At 52.5% G+C, this 21,178-nt stretch carries 24 protein-coding genes; all 24 read left to right on the top strand.

Translation table 11 applies throughout. The features are described from left to right. Nucleotides 1–2 precede the first annotated feature (2 nt). The 24 genes from BU251_RS03540 (at nucleotide 3) to BU251_RS03430 (ending at nucleotide 21,113) form a co-directional block, all read left to right on the top strand. Nucleotides 3–389 (top strand): response regulator, encoded by a 387-nt coding sequence (locus BU251_RS03540; protein WP_128699520.1) that lies wholly within the window; start codon nucleotides 3–5, stop codon nucleotides 387–389. Nucleotides 390–409: 20 nt separating this feature from the next. Beyond that, entirely contained in the window at nucleotides 410–1,132 is a 723-nt protein-coding gene (locus BU251_RS03535; protein WP_128699519.1) for an anti-sigma factor antagonist, read from the top strand. A gap of 169 nt (nucleotides 1,133–1,301) precedes the next feature. Next, complete coding sequence (locus BU251_RS09520) at nucleotides 1,302–1,763, top strand: peptidoglycan-binding domain-containing protein (protein WP_228767843.1); 462 nt, start codon at nucleotides 1,302–1,304, stop codon at nucleotides 1,761–1,763. A 32-nt stretch (nucleotides 1,764–1,795) separates the two neighbouring features. Beyond that, nucleotides 1,796–2,791, top strand: coding sequence for an OmpA family protein (locus tag BU251_RS03525; RefSeq protein WP_128699518.1), 996 nt, complete (start codon nucleotides 1,796–1,798; stop codon nucleotides 2,789–2,791). A 91-nt stretch (nucleotides 2,792–2,882) separates the two neighbouring features. Next, nucleotides 2,883–3,935 carry a radical SAM protein gene (locus BU251_RS03520; RefSeq protein ID WP_128699517.1) on the top strand — a complete coding sequence of 351 codons (1,053 nt, stop codon included), beginning with the start codon at nucleotides 2,883–2,885 and terminating at the stop codon, nucleotides 3,933–3,935. Further along, nucleotides 3,932–4,399, top strand: coding sequence for a hypothetical protein (locus BU251_RS03515; protein ID WP_128699516.1), 468 nt, complete (start codon nucleotides 3,932–3,934; stop codon nucleotides 4,397–4,399). Before BU251_RS03520 ends, BU251_RS03515 begins: the two co-directional genes overlap by 4 nt. Nucleotides 4,400–4,543: 144 nt before the next feature. Further along, nucleotides 4,544–5,353 (top strand): peptidase MA family metallohydrolase, encoded by an 810-nt coding sequence (locus BU251_RS03510; protein WP_128699515.1) that lies wholly within the window; start codon nucleotides 4,544–4,546, stop codon nucleotides 5,351–5,353. Between the two features lie 210 nt (nucleotides 5,354–5,563). Then, nucleotides 5,564–7,183 carry a nicotinate phosphoribosyltransferase gene (locus tag BU251_RS03505; protein ID WP_128699514.1) on the top strand — a complete coding sequence of 540 codons (1,620 nt, stop codon included), beginning with the start codon at nucleotides 5,564–5,566 and terminating at the stop codon, nucleotides 7,181–7,183. Continuing rightward, nucleotides 7,180–8,031 (top strand): thiol peroxidase, encoded by an 852-nt coding sequence (tpx, locus tag BU251_RS03500; RefSeq protein ID WP_128699513.1) that lies wholly within the window; start codon nucleotides 7,180–7,182, stop codon nucleotides 8,029–8,031. The genes BU251_RS03505 and tpx overlap by 4 nt, the downstream gene beginning before the upstream one ends. A gap of 13 nt (nucleotides 8,032–8,044) precedes the next feature. Beyond that, nucleotides 8,045–8,797: a M48 family metallopeptidase gene (locus tag BU251_RS03495; RefSeq protein WP_128699512.1), complete on the top strand. Its 753-nt coding sequence runs from the start codon at nucleotides 8,045–8,047 to the stop codon at nucleotides 8,795–8,797. Nucleotides 8,798–8,950: 153 nt separating this feature from the next. After that, nucleotides 8,951–10,009 (top strand): mechanosensitive ion channel family protein, encoded by a 1,059-nt coding sequence (locus BU251_RS03490; RefSeq protein ID WP_128699511.1) that lies wholly within the window; start codon nucleotides 8,951–8,953, stop codon nucleotides 10,007–10,009. Nucleotides 10,010–10,012: 3 nt separating this feature from the next. Continuing rightward, on the top strand, nucleotides 10,013–11,491 hold the full coding sequence (locus BU251_RS03485; RefSeq protein WP_128699510.1) for an alpha,alpha-trehalose-phosphate synthase (UDP-forming): 1,479 nt from the start codon (nucleotides 10,013–10,015) through the stop codon (nucleotides 11,489–11,491). 10 nt (nucleotides 11,492–11,501) lie between these two features. Then, entirely contained in the window at nucleotides 11,502–12,305 is an 804-nt protein-coding gene (gene otsB / locus BU251_RS03480) for a trehalose-phosphatase (RefSeq protein WP_128699509.1), read from the top strand. Nucleotides 12,306–12,308: 3 nt separating this feature from the next. Further along, nucleotides 12,309–12,980 carry a DUF5752 family protein gene (locus BU251_RS03475; RefSeq protein WP_228767842.1) on the top strand — a complete coding sequence of 224 codons (672 nt, stop codon included), beginning with the start codon at nucleotides 12,309–12,311 and terminating at the stop codon, nucleotides 12,978–12,980. Between the two features lie 3 nt (nucleotides 12,981–12,983). After that, a complete protein-coding gene (locus BU251_RS03470) occupies nucleotides 12,984–14,195 on the top strand; it encodes a glycosyltransferase (RefSeq protein ID WP_194946682.1) in 1,212 nt (403 codons plus the stop codon). A 287-nt stretch (nucleotides 14,196–14,482) separates the two neighbouring features. Further along, complete coding sequence (locus tag BU251_RS03465) at nucleotides 14,483–15,448, top strand: DUF748 domain-containing protein (protein WP_128699508.1); 966 nt, start codon at nucleotides 14,483–14,485, stop codon at nucleotides 15,446–15,448. Between the two features lie 15 nt (nucleotides 15,449–15,463). Further along, entirely contained in the window at nucleotides 15,464–15,793 is a 330-nt protein-coding gene (locus BU251_RS03460; protein ID WP_128699507.1) for a pyrimidine dimer DNA glycosylase/endonuclease V, read from the top strand. A gap of 20 nt (nucleotides 15,794–15,813) precedes the next feature. Continuing rightward, a complete protein-coding gene (locus BU251_RS09400; RefSeq protein ID WP_164908842.1) occupies nucleotides 15,814–15,963 on the top strand; it encodes a hypothetical protein in 150 nt (49 codons plus the stop codon). 28 nt (nucleotides 15,964–15,991) lie between these two features. After that, complete coding sequence (locus BU251_RS03455; RefSeq protein WP_164908841.1) at nucleotides 15,992–16,660, top strand: ubiquinone/menaquinone biosynthesis methyltransferase; 669 nt, start codon at nucleotides 15,992–15,994, stop codon at nucleotides 16,658–16,660. A 5-nt stretch (nucleotides 16,661–16,665) separates the two neighbouring features. After that, complete coding sequence (locus BU251_RS03450; RefSeq protein WP_128699505.1) at nucleotides 16,666–17,604, top strand: proline iminopeptidase-family hydrolase; 939 nt, start codon at nucleotides 16,666–16,668, stop codon at nucleotides 17,602–17,604. Between the two features lie 9 nt (nucleotides 17,605–17,613). Then, nucleotides 17,614–17,793 (top strand): hypothetical protein, encoded by a 180-nt coding sequence (locus BU251_RS03445; RefSeq protein ID WP_128699504.1) that lies wholly within the window; start codon nucleotides 17,614–17,616, stop codon nucleotides 17,791–17,793. Nucleotides 17,794–17,868: 75 nt separating this feature from the next. Next, entirely contained in the window at nucleotides 17,869–19,335 is a 1,467-nt protein-coding gene (locus BU251_RS03440) for an amidophosphoribosyltransferase (protein WP_128699503.1), read from the top strand. A gap of 209 nt (nucleotides 19,336–19,544) precedes the next feature. Then, complete coding sequence (locus BU251_RS03435; RefSeq protein WP_128699187.1) at nucleotides 19,545–19,745, top strand: cold-shock protein; 201 nt, start codon at nucleotides 19,545–19,547, stop codon at nucleotides 19,743–19,745. 105 nt (nucleotides 19,746–19,850) lie between these two features. Then, nucleotides 19,851–21,113: a DEAD/DEAH box helicase gene (locus BU251_RS03430; protein WP_128699502.1), complete on the top strand. Its 1,263-nt coding sequence runs from the start codon at nucleotides 19,851–19,853 to the stop codon at nucleotides 21,111–21,113. The last annotated feature ends 65 nt before the right edge of the window (nucleotides 21,114–21,178 follow it).

The following is a 21,178-nucleotide window of genomic DNA, read 5'->3' as shown; positions in this document are numbered from 1 at the left end:
ACATGGAAGACAAATCTCTCGACATATTGCTTGTTGATAACGAAGCGGAATTCTGCGAATCGATGTCGTATTGGCTGGAGACCAAGCACCATCGCGTGCATGTCTGCTATTCCGGCGAAGAAGCGCTCACTTTGATCAAGAACACACCCCTGGACATCGTCTTTTTGGACATCCAGATGCCCGGCATGGATGGCATGGCCGTTCTGAGAGAAATCCGCAGCTTTAATACCTCCTTGCCCGTCGTGATGGTCACGGGATACCCCAAAGAAGAAAGAATGACCGAAGCCATTTCTCTGGGGGTATCAGGTTTCTTTCCGAAGACATCCAGTTTTGAAGAACTGGGGCGCATCATCAAAGCATCGATCCGGACGCACAAAGATTTACACTAGGATCCGTCATCCGCCTCCAAATGGAGATCCGCGCACGCCAAAAAAACAACATCATCATTCTTGACCTGATAGGCCGCATCGATGTAAATGCGGCCCATTTTGTCGAATGCGTCGGCCAATGCCTGCACGACGGCCTTACGGACATCCTCTGCAATTTTGACGAAGTCGATGCCATCGATTACATGGGCATCTCCGCCCTCGTCTTGGCGTACAAGGAAGTCACTAACAGCAACGGCCGGATGAAATTCTGCCAAATCCCCGTTCACGTCAAAAATGTCCTATCTGTCGCAGGGCTGGACCGCGTGATCGACATGCATCCGACGGAAGAAATCGCATTAGCGGCCTTCAACGAGGACCAAATCATAGAAAACATCCAAAAACTCCAGTTGCGCAGACGTTTCAAACGCCTCCCCATCGACATCAAGATCGAACTGCGGCCCAAGCATCAAAAAAATCAGGTCTGCCAGAAGGCTGAAATTGTGAACCTCAGCGGCATCGGCGCCTACATCTTCGGATGTCAGCAGTTCAATCTGGGCGATGAATTCGTCCTTACGATGCAACTCTCCCAAAAAGAAACGCCTCTCGTGCTCGACGTTAAAGTCGTCTGGCTCCCCGATAAACACATTCAACCGCATCTCTATCCAGGCGTCGGCGTAGAATTCCATAAGATCTCTCAATCCGACCAGCAAAAACTCCTGGATTTTATTGAAAAAAATCTTTCCAGGATCATTTCAGAAAAATAAATAGAACGCTCGCGAAGGAACAAAAGACCTATTCCAAGTATCGCTTGACAGGGTATGGGGGATTGCTATAATCAGCCTTAACTCGCTGAAAATAAAGCTGTTGCCCTGAAAAAGACGCTCTGCGTTCTCCGGGGCGGCTGAGAATATCTTACACTTCTAGGGAGGCGTTATGAAAACAGGTCTGGTGATCGCAGGTATGCTTTTTTTCTTGGTCGGTTGCAAAACCATGGAAGCGCAGCCCACGGAACAAAACGTCGAGGCAGCCGTGCCGGCGGCTTCTCCTGCGCCCGCACCTCCTGACACTTCCTCTTCGCCTGCCCCGTCTTCTCTAACGATGGAGATACCGAGAGGCAGCTCTCAGAACCCCGCCATAGCGCCGGCGGCGGCGGTGCCGACAGTTGTCGTTCCGGAAAAACCGACAAAAAAAGAGATCCAAACAGCCCTGAAGAACGCAGGCTATTACGCAGGCGACATCGATGGAAAATTCGGCCCAAAAACGAAAAAGGCTGTCGAGGAATTCCAGACAGCCAACAATCTGTCCGTCGATGGGGTCGTCGGGCCGCAAACCTGGGATCTTTTGAAAAAATATCTTAATTCTGAAACACAGCCATCGGAAACACAGCAACAGTAAACATCCCGGCTTAGTCAAAAGGAGAAGTAGCTATGTTCGCCCGCGCATTTCTTAAAAAGATCGGCCTAAAAACCTGCTTTGCCATGCTCTGCTGCGCCCTTCTGTCCGTTTACGGCACAGCCGCAGCTTCCACCAAGGAAGAAAAAAGAAAAACAGACATCCAGAACACCCAGGAAAAATTCTCCTGGTGGCCAACGGACGCAAAGCCGGAACCCGTCAAAGACGCCCAGCGCGGCGGCTATTGGTGGTGGCCAACCCAGCCAGGTCAGGAAGGACCGCTATGGGGCAACCGTGGTTATGTGTATGTCTACAAGATCATCTACGATTATAAATCGGATGAGTTGCCTGCCCCCAAACCGCAGGAACTCAGACCTTCTCTTGTGATCAAAAAGATCATCAAAAATGTCAAAATCTATTTTGACTACAACAAGAGCACGATCCGGGAGGACGCAGCGGTCATTCTGAAAGACGCCGCACAGACTCTCCGGCGCAATCCCGATTCCGATATCCTCGTGACAGGAAACTGCGATACGCGGGGTTCCGAAGCCTATAATGAAAAACTCGGCCGCAAGAGGGCGGAGGCCGTGCAGAATTTTCTCGTCGGCCAGGGCGTGGATGAAGAGAGGATACGCATCATCAGCCGCGGCAAGCTGGATGCCGTCGCGCCCGTCACAGACATCGTCGGGATGCAAAAAGACCGCAATGCGCAATTCATGATCGCAGAGGTCGAAGAGGTCATGATCCCCTATCAAGGAGAGGCTCCGGGAGAAGCCGCCTCGCAGGAACAGGTTGTGACGGAAGAAAGCTCCCCAGAAAACAAAGTTGTTGAGAAAGAAACGGTAGAAAGCGCCGTCCAGGTCGCGACCAAAGAATACACCGTCAAGAAAAACGACTCTCTGTGGTCTATCGCCAAGGCGGAACTCGGTAGCGGCCACCGGTGGAAATACCTCTACGAGATCAACAAAGACCGCATCAAGAATCCCAACAAACTGAAGGTAGGCACAAAGATCGTTATCCCCATCGAGTAAACCCGTTAGAGAGCTTCGTTCTCTAGCGGGGTAAAACACGAGGTCTCCCCCGGGGAAGAGATCTTCCCCGGGGGAGATCCATCTCAACAGCATGGGCATATCCAAAACCCTATGGGACCGATGCCGGGCCGTTGAACTCAAGCGGCAGACAACGCAAACTTATAAAAATACTGTCGGGACGAAAAAAAATCTTGTTTTTATCCTCACGGACCGCTGCAATTTCTCCTGCCGCCATTGCCTCAGGGGCCCGGACAAAAAAGACGACCTGGACCTCGAACTAGCCAAAGGGATCATCGAGGAATCCTGCCGTTTCGGCTTCCGGCATGTGGCGATCACGGGGGGCGAACCGTTCTTGTATCCGCGCCTGCCGGAACTTTTGGAATACATCTGCGCAAACCATAATACTTTTTCAATCGTCTCCAACGGTTCCCTCTTCGCCGAACACTTGAATACCATCAAGACCTGCCGCAGGAACTTGTCTTCCATCGCCTTCAGCCTCGAAAGCAGCGATCCCCGCCAACACGACCATGTCCGTCAAAACGGTTCCTATGAAAAGCTTATGGAGGCATTCTTTCTCTGCCGGAAGACCGGCATCCCCTTCACGATCCTCACGGCTGTCAGCACGGCAAACTTCGAACAACTCTTTGATATCGCTATTCTTAGCCGTAAAAAGGGCGCTCAACGGCTCGTCCTGACGACGATCTTGCCCTGTCCGCGCGCGCAGGACCACCAGTATGTGCTGGACGCCAAGCGGCGCGAAGAACTATTTCTGACCACGGCCGCTCTCTCGAAGGTCACCGGCATACCCATCGGCGTAGGCGCAGATATCCGTACAGCGGATCCAATCCGGATGTGTGCATCGCTCAGCCTCAACGAGATTACCGTCAACGCCGGGGGCGAGATAGTGCAATGTTGTGAATTGGCCAATTTCGATAATGAAAATATCCGCAAGTCCACCCTTGTCTGCTCCATGAAAGACAAGACGTTTGCGCAAGCGCTTGAGATTTGTTCCCAGCGGCTCTCTAGGCTGGAACAAGACCGTATCAAAGAACTCCAAAAGACGCAAGACCCGAACCACGTCGACGTCAACAGTTGTTTTTACTGCGTTCACAAACTAGGAAGTAAAGAATGGGCCCGCCCATGACATCCGACAGCCTTATTTACGGATTGAGCGTCCTGTTCTTTGCCTCAATCGTCTTCTGGGCTGTCTCAGCCTATGCCGAAATGATCATCTACAAAGCCATCAGGGAGGCTTCGTACCTGCTCCAGGACATTCTAAAAACGCGCGGCGAAAGCGGTAAAGAAAGACCGACAGACTACGCTATTGTCGAAGGCCGTTATAAAGACCGTACGATGATCTGCCGCATCAACAGGATCGCGGCCCGTTCCTGGTGGAATTTTAAACTCGGCCTCCATTGCCACATCGAGCCCTTGCGCGTGGCGACGCAAGGCCCTGCAGACCAAAATCATATTTGTTATCCGGCCCTGTCCACGACTTTTACCAGATCATTCGGCCCAAGCGAGAAACTTTCAAAAAACGACATCCTGAACATATTCGAAGACCTGACTAGGGCCGCAGAATTCATCGAAAACCCAACGGCCTCCTGAGACATAGATTCCAACATGACACCGTGTTATAATATTTTTATGTCCCAATGCCTTTCTTATCCCCTCAAAAACACCCCAAAAACCATCGAAAGCATCCTAACCCGCATCCCAAGGACCGCGTGGCTTGCGTTTTTCTTCTTTTGTATGTTCATGCCGGCAAAACCGGCGCTCGCGCAAGTTTGGCATACGGTCAAAAGCGATCACTTTGTCGTCTTCTATCAGGAAGGGGAATGTTTCGCACAAAAGGTCGCCGACAAAGCCGAACGGTATTACCAATCGATCGCTTACGACATAGGCTATCCCCGTTATTCCAAATTCTGGATATGGGAAAACCGTGTCAAGATTTACCTCTACCCGGACAAGCCGGATTACCTCAGAAACACCAGCAGCCCGGAATGGACAGAAGGCCTGGCGGACTACAAGAACCGCTGCATTGCCAGCTATGTAGGAAGCGAGAGCTTCACAGAAAACGTCCTGCCGCATGAAATCGCCCACCTGATCTTTCGCGATTTTGTCGGCTTCGAAAACGACATCCCTTTATGGCTGGACGAAGGCATCGCCCAATGGTGGACATCAGGAAACAAAAACCGGATCATCCAGGTGGTCGCCAAGCAACTTTATGCGCGGGACGCTATTTTGTCGATCGACGACATTTCAAATTTCGAGATACCGAAAATCCGGCAATTCCGCTACGTGGAAAAAGTCCGGACAAAAGACAACGAACCAGCCATCCTCATCCTGACACCGGAACAACTCATCAACACCTTTTATCTGCAATCCGCATCTCTGGTGGATTTCATGAGAAGGCGCTATGGCCAAGACCGGTTTACCAGGTTTTGCCGCGAATTGCGCGACGGCAAATCCATAGACAAAGCCATCCAGTCTGTCTATGGCGACTATTTCCAAGATCTGTATGGACTCGAAAGGACCTGGCGCGAATATCTTGCCAACTGATCATCCTGGAAGGCCGCCAACGGCCGACACGCCATGGAATTCATCCAAAATCGATGCCGTCTTCTTGGATGAAAAAATGCCCAGTCTGGAAGAGATACAAATCTCCAGCAAGGTCAGAAGGACCTATCCCGACAGGCGAACGATCATCCTAACAGCGCAACAGCTCCAGAAATAATCATCCAAGCGGTCAAAAGAGACATAAGGCAAAAAATGAAGAAAGAACATGTGGCCGACGGCATCTTATTTGCTGATTTTTACCAACTCACCATGGCCCAGCTTTACTATCGCACGGGGCTCCACAAAAAAACGGCCCAGTTCGATTACTCTTTTCGCCATTACCCCGATTACGGCGAACACCGGGCGGGATACTGTATCCATGCGGGCCTCGAAAGCTTCCTGGAATGGATGGAAAAATCCCGCTTTGGCGAAGAAGAATTACAATATCTACGCGCCCAAAAAGGGAAGTCGGGACATCGGCTCTTTGCAGACGATTTTCTGACATGGTTGAAAAACAAAAGCGGCTTTGAAGATATCTCGATCGCGGCGGTCCCCGAAGGCCGAGTCATCCATCCAGGCGTCCCGCTCGTCATCGTCAAGGGACCTCTGGCCGCAGCGCAAATGCTGGAATCATCCCTTTTAAACCATATTAATTTCCAGACACTGGTCGCAACCAAGGCCTGCCGCATCAAAGAATCCGGATGCCGGCAGACGATGATAGACTTCGGCATGCGCAGGGCTCAAGGAAAAGGGGCCAATGCCGCCACGCGCGCCGCCCTCATTGGAGGGGCTGATTTTTCCTCGAACACCGGGGCGTCCTGTCTCCTCGGATATCCGCCCAAAGGAACCCACGCCCACAGCATGGTCCAGGCATTTATGGCCCTGGATGGCGGAGGAGGAGAACTGGCTGCATTTCGCGCTTACGCAGGCATCTATCCCGACGACTGTCTGTTGCTGGTCGACACCATCGACACGCTAAAAAGCGGCATACCAAATGCCATCAAGGTCTTCGATGAGCTTAAAAAGAAGGGTCACAAACCCGTCGGAGTCAGACTGGATTCGGGAGACCTGGCTTATCTGGCTATCCGGTCCGCCAGGATGCTCGATGAGGCCGGATTTCCGGATACGACAATCGTCCTTTCCAACCAGCTGGATGAGCTGGTCGTCTGGCAAATCATCGCGCAGATCCGACAGGAAGCCGGTGCCTATGGCGTCAACCCGGAACGTCTCATCGCACGCCTGAACTACGGAGTAGGTACGCGGCTTGTCACATCGTATGGAGACCCGGCCCTCGACGGCGTCTATAAACTGGCGGCGATCAAAGACGGCAGGCGCTGGAAGGCCGCCATCAAGCTTTCGGAAACGCCGGAAAAAATCATCAATCCCGGAGGCAAATCCGTCTGGCGCATCTATGACGCAAGAGGCAAGGCTTTCGCGGACTGCGTGGCCCTTCAAGACGAAAATCCGCGCAAAGAAGATACCCTTTTGCTGCACCACCCGACAGAAGAACAGATCCAGGAAACAATCCGCGCCTGCAACATCTCCAAGATAGAACCTCTATTGACCGGTATCCTGAAGAACGGCCGGCGGATCCGCCGCCAAGCGACCCTTGAAGAGATGCGCCGGCTCCGTCAGAACGACATCGACAGACTCGACCCAGGCGTCAGACGTCTCATCAATCCTCACCGATATCATGTGTCGTTGAGCAAAAAACTCTGGGACCTCAAACAACAGCTTGTCCATCAGCAGAAAACGAAAACCCTGAAAGAAAAAAAACGGTGTCCGGATCTCTGGAAAGGCCGTTCGTTAGCGTCAAGAAAGGGGACACAATGAAAAAGACGATCACGTTCAAAGGAAAACCATTGCTCTTGCAGGGCAGGATACCCGGCGAAGGCTCACCCGCCCCGGATTTCAAGTTGACAAATCAAAACCTGGAAGACGTCGATATTTCCAGATATGGGAACAAAACGAAAATCCTGACGACCTTTCTGTCGTTGGATACGCCTGTTTGCGAAATGCAGGTCAAGGAATTCAACAAGAAGGCATCGCAATTATCCGAAGATGTCGTCATCATAGCCATCAGCAACGACCTTCCCTTTGCCCAGAAAAGGTTCTGTCAGGCCCATGAAATCTCGCAAATAGAGGTCCTGTCCGATTACCGTTACGGCTCCTTCGGCTTCCACTACGGCCTCCTCATCAAAGAACTCAATTTACTTGCGCGCGCCGTCATGATCATCGACAAAGATAACATCCTGCGCTACTCACAGATCGTCGCGGAGGCGACGCAACCTCCGGACTACGTTGCCGCGCTCCAAAGGCTGGATGATATCCTGAAACACCCCGTCCCCGCGGCCGCAACGCAGAGAACCCCTCATTGCGTCCCCTGTCAGGCAGGAACGCCTCCGCTGAAAGAAGATGAAGTGAGACAACGGCTGGCAAAACAGCAGGGATGGGCATCTCCGGACGCCAAAAGAATCGAAAAAATATTCAAAAGAAAAACATTCATGGGGATCAAGGACCTTGTCGACCAAATTGCGATGGCATGCGAAGAAGAGGGACACCATCCCACATTGACGTGGACCTATCACACGCTTAAGGTCGCATTGACCACGCACGCCTCCGGCGGGCTGACGGACAACGATTTCATCGTCGCCGGAATCGTAGACGAGCTGGCGGCGTGAACTTTCGACGCCGATGCATTCCATCGTCCCCCAGGCGACGAAGACCATGAAACCCGCAACGCTGAACCTGGAAGGCTTGCCGGAAATCACCTTGATTCCCAGCCGCGGCCGGCACAAAACGATATCCCTGCGTATTCACGATAACGGACGAGTCGCCCTGCGTTTCCCGGCGCGCATGGACATCAGGCATGCCATAGGCTTCATCCGCTCAAAAACGAAATGGCTGGAGAAAAAGCTCACGGCTTTCCGTCTGGCCTCACAGACACAGGAGGCCAAAGGCTTCTTTGAAGGAAAACCCATCCTTTACCTTGGCAGGCTCTTCCCGCTGTGTCTGGACCTTCCGCAACAAGAGAAGGACGGTGCCGGACAACTTGTCTTTACCGGAGAAAAATTCTTTCTGCCGGCGCGCCTCAAGGATACCGCTGAAAGACTATTTTTATGCTGGTACAAGAAAGCAGCCTCGAACCTCCTGATGCCGGCCATAAAACATTACAGCGCCATGATGCGCGTCGTCCCCGAAAACATCAGGATATCCTCAGCCCGAAGCCGATGGGGATCCTGTTCCTCCAGGGACACCCTGAGCTTTTCATGGCGCATCGCCTTCTTGCCTCAGGACATCATCGATTATATCGTCGTCCATGAACTGGCCCATCTGACGCACAAAAATCACAGCCGCGCCTTCTGGGATACCGTCGGAAACTTTATCGGCGACTACTGGACCAAGAATAAATGGCTGAGAAACCACCGCGCCTGTGGTCCTATCTGAAAAAATCCGAAAAAACACAAATCGTCTCTTTACAAACATTTATGTGGCGATATAATCAACCTAACGGCCCTTATTTATCTCGAAGTCGTTTTATCATTCCGATTTTTCCTGTTCAACCCAGCGTTTATTAACTCAATCAAGCCAAACTAAAACATGACGACACATCCGCTCTTCCTCTGGTTTCAGACCGCCGCGCTTCCAGTATCGGTGTTCCTCGTCACCATCTTCGCCGGCGCGATCGTCAAAAAGGTCATCTTTGCCCGTCTTAACCAATGGGCCCTTGCCACCAAACACCAGATCGACGACATCATCATTGAGAGCATCCGCCAACCCATCATGATCTGGTTCGTTATGCTGGGGCTCTATCTGGCCCTCGGCGTCACCAGCCTCCCCGAAAACTGGGTGCAGGCTACGGGAAAAATCCTCGTAGTCCTCGGCATCTTTTCGGCGACATTGGCGATAGCCACGATCGTCGGAAAACTCATCAACCTCTATGCCTCTAAGATCGAGGGCGTCATGCCGGTCACCTCGCTGACACAGAATATCGGCAGGATCATCATCTTCGGTATCGGCGTCATGATCATCATGAACAGCCTGGGCATCTCCATCACACCGATCCTGGCAACCCTGGGTGTGGGAGGGCTGGCCGTTGCCTTGGCCCTCCAGGATACGCTGTCCAATCTCTTTGCTGGATTTCATACGACGATCGCCCGGCAGGTGCGCGTCGGGGACTACGTCAAGCTGGAGACAGGAGAGGAGGGATACGTCACCGACATCAACTGGCGCACGACGAAAATCCGCATGCTTCCCAACAATGTCGTCCTGGTGCCGAACGCCAAGCTCACACAGGCCGTCATCATCAATTATTATCTGCCGGACAGGGAGATGTCCGTCCTCGTCGAGGTCGGCGTGCATTATGACAGCGATCTCGACAAGGTCGAGCGCGTCACCTGCGAGGCCGCCAAAGAGGTCATGAAAGAAGTCCCCGGCGGGGTGCCCGGATTCGAACCGTTCATCCGTTTCCATACGTTCGCCGATTCCAGCATCAACTTCTCTGTCATCTTGAGGGCAAAAGAATTCACAGACCAGTATCTCGTCAAACACGAATTCATCAAACGTCTCCATAAACGCTACGCAAAAGAAAATATCAATATCCCGTATCCCATCCGGGCGATCAACTACAGGCAGGAAGACGCCCAAAAACAGAAATAAACTATGTGGACAAAAGAAACCCTCCATCAACTCGTCGGCGAAAAGTTGGGCGATTATCTTTTTATCGTCGTCTCCAACAGGGAACCCTACGTTCATCAGTTTAAAAAAGGAAAAGTTGAATACATCCGCGGCGCCGGCGGTGTTATCACGGCGCTGGACCCCGTCATGCAGGCCTCAAACGGCTTATGGGTTGCTCAGGGATCCGGAGATGCCGACAGGAAAGTAACGGACAAAGACGGCAAGCTCCGCGTCCCTCCCGACAACCCATCCTACACGCTCAAGCGCGTCTGGCTCACCAAAGAAGAAGAAAATGGCTACTATTTCGGCTATTCCAATGAGGCCATCTGGCCCATGTGCCACTTGACATTCCAACGGCCGGTATTCCGCGAAGAGGACTGGAAACATTACGAAGGGGTTAACCAAAAATTCGCAGATGCGATCTTAAACGAAATAGGGGATAAAAAGGCCTTCATCTGGATCCAAGATTACCATCTTTGTCTTCTGCCCCGTTATCTCAAAGAAAAAGCAGGCAGCCAGCTCATCATTGCGCACTTCTGGCATATCCCGTGGCCGTCACACGAAGTCTTTCGCATCTGTCCCCAGAGAAAGGAGATCCTTGAAGGGCTCCTCGCCAATGACCTGCTTGGTTTCCACATCCGTTACCATTGCGATAATTTCCTGACAGCCGTCGACAGGGAATTAGAAAGCAAAATCGACAGGGAGCGCTTCTCCGTTATCAAGGGGGGGCACGAAACGCTTATCCGCCCCTATCCCATCAGCGTCGATTTTGAAGGTATTAGTTCCGCTGCGGCATCCGAAAGCGTCCAAAAAATACAAGAAGCCCTGGTCGAGGAGTTCCACCTGGAAAACCAGACGGTGCTGTTGGGCATCGACCGCATTGATTACACAAAAGGTATCCCCGAAAGGATGCTGGCCGTTGACCGCCTCCTGGAAAAAGTGCCGGACCTCAAAGAAAAAATCACGCTCTTCCAGGTCGGCGAGATCAGCCGTCTCCATATCCCCAGATATAAAGCCTTGAACGACGAAATCAACGCCCTCGTCGAACAGATCAACTGGAAACATTCAACGGATAACTGGAGACCCATCATCCTTGTGCGCCGCCACTTAAATTTCCAGGAGCTTCTGGCCCTGCATCGCCATGCCCGCGTCTGCCTGGTGAGTTCCCTCCACGACGGAATGAATCTTGTCGCCAAGGAATTTGTTTCCAGTCGCATCGACAACAAAGGCGCTCTCGTTTTAAGCGAGTTTACCGGCGCCTCGCGCGAGCTGACAGACGCCATCCTCGTCAATCCCTACGACCGGGAAAACATTTCGGAAGGCATCTATGTGGCTTTGAATCTTCCGGAAGACGAAGAACAGAAACGCATGGTAAAAATGCGGGAGATCGTACAAAACAACAACATCTTCCGCTGGGCAGGAAAGATCATCTCCGAATTGTTGAAATTTGAATTCAAGGAATAAAACAGCTGCTATGATGAAGAGCCTCTTTCGTGATTGGGACCGCATCCGGCAGCGCATCCGGCAGCATCCGCTTCTCATCTGCCTGGATTATGACGGGACATTAAGCCCAATCGCGCCGACACCCCCGCAGGCCGTCCTGCCGACAAAAACAAAACAGGTCCTTCGAACTCTTGCCGCTGTCCCCGGAGTGCTCCTGGCGGTCATCAGCGGCAGGGCGATCTCCGATCTCAAATCCATGATCGGCCTAAAAAACATCGTCTATTCCGGAAATCACGGTTTTGAGGCAGAGGGAAGCGGTGTCAGGTTCAAAATCCGCATCCCGTCCGCCTACAACAGGGTCATTGCCCGTCTGGAAAGAACGCTCAAAGACAGATACAAAACAATAAGGGGGGTCGTCGTTGAAAACAAAAAACCCTTCCTGGCCGTCCATTACCGTCTCGCAGAGAAAAATAACTTTCCGAGTATCCGGGGGATCTTCCGGGAGACTGTAAAAGAGGCAGCCGCAAAAAATCTTATCCGCATGAAAACCGGCAAGATGATCCTGGAAATCCAGCCGCCCGTGGATTGGGACAAGGGCAAGATCGTCTTGTGGTTGCTGAAAAAAAGAAGAGGGACTGCCAAAGGAAGAAACGTCTTGCCCCTCTACGTCGGAGATGATATAACAGACGAAGACGCATTCCGTGCGCTGAAGAACAAGGGAATAACCGTTTTCGTCGGGGTGCCGGGGACGTCTTCGGCGCAATATTACCTCTCGAACACGGACAAGGTCCACAAGTTCCTGGAACGCATCGTATTGCTGAAATCTCCCAAATAAATCATGACAGAACCCATCAAGGCCAAGGAACCTTTCCGCTTTTACACCCGGTGGCATCTCTCGGAGCTCTTGGGCATCAAGGCTTCCAATTTAGAACAACTCCTGGAACATATCAAAGGCGTGCCTGGCTCTTGCATCTACCATCACACCCACCGCTTCCTGCAGCAGCACCAGTATCTCTCTCCGGAGCCTCCGAATGACTTCGCCTATTGGGTGAGGGAAGTCCTGGGCGACGATGAACTGGGAGAGAGGCTGGCCAGCATCGACACGATCCAGTACAAGACGATCCGCTCCCTGCGTGAAAAAATCGTCGAGACGATCGAGAAATACCTCAAACACAATCCCAAGGCGAACCTCCGTTTTGCCGGAGAAGACGAACAATTTCATTTCATCAAATCCGTCAGTTTTATCGCCCCCACGAATGAGGCGGCGACGGACCTAAGGGAATTTGCCGAGGCGCTCAGGAAGGTCACGATCGATTCCATCTACTTTCACATCTTTGAGGCGCATCTGAGGCTGGAAAAAGGGACCAACGACTTTTCCAACTGGCTGGATACGTCACTGCAGGAAAAAGCGTTGGCCGAAAAAATTGCCAAGCTCGATCCCTACACATATACGCTGGACGGTCTTAGAAAAACGATCTTGAAGATCGTCGAAAAAAGATTGGCGGCTTGACCCATGGTGCACATCAACGACTACATCCCTATTGTCGGACAGTCCACGATCGACGACCTGAAGCTGCTTGCCGAACGCCTCAAGGGCAAAGTCATCCAGCATGTCAATTCTACGTCCGTCGGCGGAGGGGTAGCAGAAATCCTCAACCGCATGGTGCCCCTCTTGGGCGAGCTCGGCGTCGACAGCCGCTGGGATCTGATCAAAGGGGGATCCCAATTTTTTGACGTTACAAAAAAATTCCACAACGCCCTGCACGGCCGGCCTGAAGACATTACGGACCACGATCTGGAAATCTTCATGGAAACCACCGAGACGAATCTAGGACTCATGAACACCTACGGCGACGTCGTCTTCATCCACGATCCCCAGCCGATCGGCCTCATCAAAAAGAAAGCCGGGAATAAATGGTTGTGGCGCTGCCATATCGATGTCTCGCATCCTCATAAAAAAGTTTGGGATTTCCTGATGTCGTTCATTCCGAACTACGACGCTGCTGTCTTTTCATCGCCGATCTTCTCGCAGCGCCTGCCGATCCGTCAATACCTGATCTCGCCTTCTATCGATCCCCTGAGCGACAAAAACAAGGAACTCCCTCAGGAGGTCATCGACGCGGCCCTCGCCAAATACAACATCGTCAAAGACAAACCCATCATCACGCAGATCTCACGCTTTGACAGGCTCAAAGACCCTTCAGGCGTCATCGACGCCTACCTGCAAGTCAAAAGATACATTGATTGTCAGCTCATTTTGGCGGGGGGAACGGCCACGGATGATCCCGAAGGCATCCAAGTCCTGGCCGAAGTCCAGGAAAAGGCAAAAAAAGACAAGGACATCCATGTCCTTCTCCTGCCACAAGATGATATCCTCATCAATGCCCTGCAAAGGGCTTCCGACGTCATCGTCCAGAAATCTCTCAAGGAAGGATTCGGCCTGACGGTTGCCGAAGCGCTCTGGAAAGCCAAACCAATCGTCGCTTCCCATGTAGGAGGCATCTCGCTGCAGGTAAAACATAAATTTTCTGGACTGATGTGCCATTCCATCGAGGGTGCCGCCTTTGCCATCAAACAACTCCTCAATAATCCTGAATATGCCAAGAAGCTCGGAGAAAACGGACGCCAGCACATCAAAAATAACTTCCTCCTCACGCGGCACCTGAAAGAATATATGCTCCTATTCTTATCCCTCTATCATCCAGAGGACATTGTCTACCTCTAAAAAGACAAAAATTTTTGTTCCGGCTGCCAGCCGCAAAACGACAAAGTGTTTATTTCCGGAGCCCCACGGACCTGCCCCCGGCCCTGGCCTTGCCCGGAGATTTTTCCGATATCTTACGATGCGCAGGTCTCCAGGGAAGAAACCTCGCGCCTCCTTGAAAGACTGCGAATTTGGATTTTCGAACGGCAAATCCATCCAAGAAAACAAGTTGACCTCGTCCATAAAGTCCTTTATACTCCACTTTAGTTGCAGAAAACATTTCCCCCACCCTAAAGGGAGGTCGCCCCATGAAAAAGATTCTCCTGATTGTGGTTATCGTTCTCATCGCCCTGCCGGTCATCGCCGTCCTCAGGGACCAGATCATCAAGAACACCGTTACCATAACTACAACTCAGGTTACGGGCGCACCTGTATCCATTGACAGCTTCTCTCTGGGCGTCATCAGACAAACCGTCACCATCAAAGGTTTCAAACTTTACAACCCGCCCGGATTCCCCAAAGAGCTCTTCGTCGATATGCCTACCGTCCACGTTGCGTTTGTCCTCGGCGACATCCTCAAAAAAAAGATCCACTTCAAAGAAATTGAGATCGCGCTCAAAGAGCTCGTGATCATCAAGGACAAGGAAGGAAAGATGAACGTGGATGCCCTCAAGGTCGCCGAAGCGCCGCAAAGGCCAAAAGGAGAAACGACGCGAAAACAACCGACAGGACAACTCCCCCTGCAGATCGATCTTTTAAAACTCAGCATCGGGAAAATCGTCTATAAAGATTACTCCAAAGGCGAAACACCAAAGATCCAGATCTATGACCTGGGTTACAAACAAAAGACGTATCGCAATATCACCAGCGCCCAACAGCTTGTTGCGCTCATCCTCTCGGAAGCCATGAAAAATACGGCCATCAAAAGCGCCAACATCTACGCCGTCAGCTCCATTTTAGGCGTCGGTTTCCTGCCGGCAGGCGTTGCCATCACCCTGATGGGCAAAGACAGCGCTCAGGACAATTTCGATATTCCTTTCGAAAAAGTCTATACGGTGGCTTTGGGCACTGTTAAAACGCTCGGAGAAATCAAATCAGAAGACAAGACAAACGGAACCATCAAGGCCCTCATCGATAAAAATGACGTAACCATCAAGATCCAAAGCGTAACGGAGAAAACAACACAGATCGTGATCCTGGCCAGACGCCTGCTCTTACCCCAACCCCAGGCTGCCGGAGAAATCCTGCAACGCATCTCGGACAAGCTCAAATAGCGACAAACCTGTAGCATGAGAATCTGGGACCTCAACCCATGCCGACTCTGCCGCAACCATCTTCTTGGAGAACATCGGGAGCTCCATGCCGTCTGGTCCATCCTGACGCGCCATAAAAAAGGATACTCGCGGCATCCGGAAACCCTGCGCTGGAAAGGAAAACTTCGAGCGCTCTTCCTCAGGCATGAGGCGCTCGTCAAAGAAATGGACAAAAGACACTATGCCCACCGCAGCCCTCTGCCCCCGCGGTTGGCGACAGGAAGGAATAAACAGGATATCTTGCTCGCTTCGTCTCATCAACAAATTCATATCCTCAGGCTCAAAAAATGTGACTGTGACGTCTAACGAAAAATGGGGGGGGAGACGTGGTAAAATCCAAGATGCATATTTTCAAGATCAAGAACCGTAAAGGATATGCTGCCATCTGCTGCGATCATCTGACCGAAGGCAAGACGGCGGCCCAGGCTGCCGCACGCATGGAAAAGGCCCTGCGGCGACGGAAAAAAACCGCGTAAACAGACGATGGCATACGAAACGACAGAAATGTTCTCTGCCATCGCCCGCCGCTACGACCTGCTCAACAAAATCCTGAGCTGGGGACTGGATGAGAAATGGCGCCGGCAAACGGCAGAAGCCGCATGCCCGCGCGCCGGCAGCCGCATTCTCGACATTTGCACAGGTACCGCAGACTTGGCCTTGAGTTTTTTTAACACGCAACCCCACTGCCGCGTCACCGGCATCGATCTCTCTTCGGCCATGCTGGATCTCGGGAATGCGAAAATCAACGCCAAGCGTGGACGGCCCGACATCTTCCTTGGCCGCGGCAATGCGCTGGATTTGCCGTTTGAAGACTCTTCTTTCGATATCACGGCCACAGCGTTCGGCTTCAGAAATATCCCGGACCGCAGCCGGGGGCTCCGGGAAATGCGCCGCGTCACCAAAAAAAGAGGGAAGATCCTGATCCTGGAATTTTCCCCGCCGAAAAAAAATATTTTTTCGGCACCTGTCCGCTTCTACATTAGCCGTATCGTGCCCATCATCGGGGGATGGATGAGCCGATCGGCCGAGGCTTACGCCTATCTGGCTTCTTCCATCATATCGTTCCTGTCCCCCCAAGAGGTCTGCTCCATGATGAGGGAAGCGGCCCTGAGCGACGTCACGACACGATACCTAGGCGCCGGCGCGCATCTTTACGTCGCCGTAAAACCCTAACGACAATGTCCGCATATTCCAAAGGTCTCATAGCCGTACCCGGAGGAAAAATCTGGTATAAAATCGCCGGGAAAAACAAAACAAGGGCGCCCCTCGTGACACTTCACGGCGGTCCCGGCTCGCCCCATGATTATCTAGAACCCCTGGAGGCCCTGGCCGACGAACGGCCGGTCGTCTTCTACGACCAACTGGGCTGCGGCCTCTCCGAAAAACCCAACGACCCGGCGCTCTGGACCATTGAGCGCTTTGTTGAAGAACTTGCCGAACTACGCCGGGCGCTAAAACTCAAAAGGTTTCACCTCATGGGCGCCTCCTGGGGAACGATGCTCGCCGTCACTTACCTTGGGCTCAAACACCCAAAGGGCATTCTCAGTCTGACCCTTTCTGGGCCCTATCTCAGCTCGTCCCTGTGGCACAAGGACCAGCGACGCTGCATCGAACAATTCCCTGCGGAGATCAGAAACATCATTCTTAATGCCGAGAAGGATGCATCATTCGATACGCCGGAATACCAAGAGGCCATGACGGCCTATTACCAACGCCACGTCTGCCGTCTCCAACCCTGGCCCGCATGCCTGAAGAAAGCCTTTAAAAAACTCAACATGGATATTTACGGCAGGATGTGGGGGCCGAGCGAATTCACGATCCGCGGAACCCTTAAAAATGCCGATTGCACGGCCATGCTCAGGGATATCCGCATTCCCGTCTTATTGACCTGCGGACGCTATGACGAAGCGTCTGTCGAAACCACGAACCATTACCGCAGCCTCCTGCCGAACGGCCGCATGGTCATTTTTGAAGATGCGTCGCATATGCACTACCTCGAAAAAAAACATGACTACACGGACCTGCTGCGGGCCTTTCTGCGGTCGACGGAAGAAAAGAAAAGATCCTGCGCGCAGACAAAGCGTCTTTTTTCATCCACCAACGTCGCCGCAACATAAGGAGGGACCATGCTGGCCATAGAAGCCCTGAAGCTCGCTCTGGAGAAAGAAAATGGTTCCATCGCGCTCTATAAAAAACTCACCAACGCTCATCCGGAGATCGCCGATCTTCTCTCGGACCTTCTCAATGAGGAATACAAACATAAAAAGAAGATCGAAGAAAAAATCAGCGAGCTGACGAAAGATTAACCCCGCCGCTGGACCTCTTCACCAGAGGCGCCAGACGGCATCACGCGCAGACACAAATACAAAGGAGTACTTGTTATGAGCGGACTCTTCGGCGTCATTTCCAGCAACGAGAACTGCAATCAGGCCCTGTTTTACGGAACGGATTACCACTCCCACCTCGGGACGGAATTCGGAGGCATGGCCGTCTTGGGCGAGAAATTCCATCACAAAATCCACGCAATCAATCAAACGCAGTTCAAATCCAAATTCTTCGAAGACCACCATCAGATGAACGGCAAAAAGGGGATAGGCGCCATCAGCGACACGGACGAACAGCCGATCTTTACGCATTCACGTTTTGGTTCGTTCTTTATTGTGACGGCCGGCTTCATCGAAAACAAAGAAGACCTCGTGCAGGACCTCCTGGAGAAAGGGATATCCTTCAGCGAACCCAGCCGCACAGGGGTCAATACATCCGAGCTTATCGCCAAACTCATCACGACCGGCGACAACCTGATCCATGGCATCGAAAGCATGTTCGAAAAAATACAGGGATCCTGTTCGCTTCTGATCCTTCATGAAGACGGCATCTATGCCGCTCGCGACCGCAAAGGGTATACCCCTTTGGCGCTCGGAAAAAACGACGGCATGTGGGCGGTCGCAAGCGAAACAACCGCTTTCACGAATCTGGGGTTTGAAACCGTCAAGTTCCTCGCCCCGGGAGAAATTATCTTATTGAACGAAAACAACGGCCTCGTCAGCCGCACGCCCGGACGCCCCAACCAGCAAATCTGCACGTTCCTGTGGATCTATACGGGATTCCCGGCGTCCAGTTATGAAAACATCGGCGTGGAGCTCGTACGCGAACGCTGCGGCCAGGCGCTGGCGCGACAAGACAAAGACATCGAAGCAGACGTCGTCTCAGGCGTGCCGGATTCGGGCGTCGGCCATGCTATCGGCTACGCCATGGAATCCAAAAAGCCTTACCGCAGGCCCCTTGTGAAATATACGGCCGGCTACGGCCGCAGTTACACGCCGCCATCACAGGAAACCCGCGACCTTGTCGCCAAGATGAAACTCATCCCGATCCGTTCCATCATCGAAGGCAACCGCATGATCGTCTGCGAAGACTCCATCGTCCGAGGCACGCAACTGAAAAATTTCGCCATCCGCAAGCTCTGGGATTGCGGCGCCAAGGAGGTCCATGTCCGGCCGGCCTGTCCACCGCTGCTATTTCCATGCCGTTTTTGCCTCTCGACGCGCACCACGCAGGAGCTGGTCGCCCGCCGCGCCATCCGGGCCATCGAAGGCCGCGATATCGAGGATATCTCGGAATATCTGGTGCCGCATTCCGAGAAATATGCCAAGATGGTAGAGTGGATCGCCCGGGACCTGGAAGTGACGACCTTACGGTATCTGACCATCGACGACATGATCAAGGCCATCGGCCTGCCGAAAGAAAAGCTCTGCCTTTATTGCTGGACCGGCGAATATCCGGCTGAGGCGGCGACGCATAAAAGATCAGCTGAAGCGGGCAAGGAAACGACAAAAAAACAAAAATAAATATTATTTGACAAAAACGGAAAGCTTGCTATAATGAGTTCCGTAGTAAACAAAGATTAGAAGTCTTCAGGCCGCAAGGAGGAGAAATCTAACCTTGCGGTTTTTTATCTGTGTCATTATTACCCCGTTGGAGATCCCGCAAACAGGTAAAAGTGAACAGGATTTCTAACGGGGTTTACTATAATTTTAAGAAAAGGAGGTAACAAGCTATGGCAAAAGGAGTTGTGAAGTGGTTCAGTAACCAGAAGGGTTACGGATTCATCACCCCTGAAAACGGCAAGGATGTCTTCGTGCATCACACCGCGATCAAGGGCGAAGGTTACAAGTCTTTGGATGAAGGTCAGCAGGTCGAGTTCGACATCGAACAGGGCCCCAAGGGCGAGCAGGCGGTTAACGTCGTCAAGCTGTAATCTTTAACCACGCTTAAAGCCCGGCGTCCGCGTGATGCCGGGCTTTATTTCTTTCTCTTCACACCCTATCCTGCCGTGCTTTTTCCTCAAAGGAGATTTTCCAAGATGACAAATCATTCAACGACAAACAAAACCCCCCAGGAGCCTGCTGCGTCCCCTGATAGTTTTTATGGACTGGGCATCGCCCCGGGCATCCTCGATATCCTCAAACGCATCCATTTCATTACCCCCACGCCTATCCAGCGAAAGGCGATCCCTTTAGCTATGGAAGGTAAGGATGTCGTCGGGATCGCGCAGACGGGAACAGGCAAAACCCATTCTTTCGCTATTCCCATGATCCAGCGCCTCAGTCAGACAAAAGGCATGGGCCTGATCCTGGCGCCTACCCGTGAACTCGCGATCCAGATCGATGAAGCCTTCGGCGTCCTTGCGCACCCCTTCAACATGAGAACAGCCTGTCTGATCGGAGGCGCGCCCATGGAACCCCAAACGGTAGCCCTGCATAAAAACCCGCGCATCGTCATCGCGACACCAGGCAGACTTCTCGACCACATGAGGCAATGGCACATCATCCTCGACGATGTCACCATGCTCGTCCTCGACGAAGCCGACCGCATGCTGGACATGGGTTTTGCTCCCCAGATCAACATGATCCTGAAATACATCCCCAAACAGAGGCAGACCATGCTCTTCTCCGCCACCATGCCCAAAGAGATCATGGAAATGGCGACGCATCACATGAAACTGCCCGTGAGCGTCGAGATCGCCGTCTCCGGGACCGTCGCCGAGCGTGTCACGCAGGAATTATTCATCGTCAAAAAAGAAACCAAGATGAAGCTTCTGGACAAGCTGTTGAGGCAATACCGTGGTTCGGTCCTGTTATTCTCCCGCACCAAACATTATGCGCACAAGATCACACAATCCATCCGCGGGATGGGGCACCGCGCAGCCGAGATCCATTCTGACCGTTCCCTCAACCAACGACGCGAAGCCCTGGAAGGCTTCAAATCCGGAAGATACAGGATCTTGGTAGCAACGGATATTGCCGCCAGGGGCATCGATGTTTCGGGGATCGAGGTGGTCGTCAATTACGACCTGCCCGAAGACGCGGAAAACTATGTCCACCGCATCGGCCGCACAGCCAGGGCCGGACAAAAAGGGCATGCCATCTCCTTTGCCACGCCCGACCAGAGCCGGGACGTGCGGGATATCGAAAAACTGATACGGGCAACGCTGCCTGTTTCACGGCATCCGGAGATCCCCTCGGAAGAGTTTACCCAGGAGTCACAGGCGGCCAGACACAAACCCCAGGGCAAACCATCCGGACACCATCATCATGCCGGCAGACGGTTTTCCCATCACCGCTGACCCCGCACCGCCCTCCGGACGTTCCTCCAAGATCACCCCTTGACAAAGAGACATTTCTGATAAAT

This window comes from Candidatus Velamenicoccus archaeovorus, from assembly GCF_004102945.1.
Classification (GTDB): Bacteria; Omnitrophota; Gorgyraeia; order Velamenicoccales; family Velamenicoccaceae; genus Velamenicoccus; species Velamenicoccus archaeovorus.
Note: the sequence above shows the minus strand (reverse complement) of the source record. Positions and strands in the feature narration are given on the sequence as shown.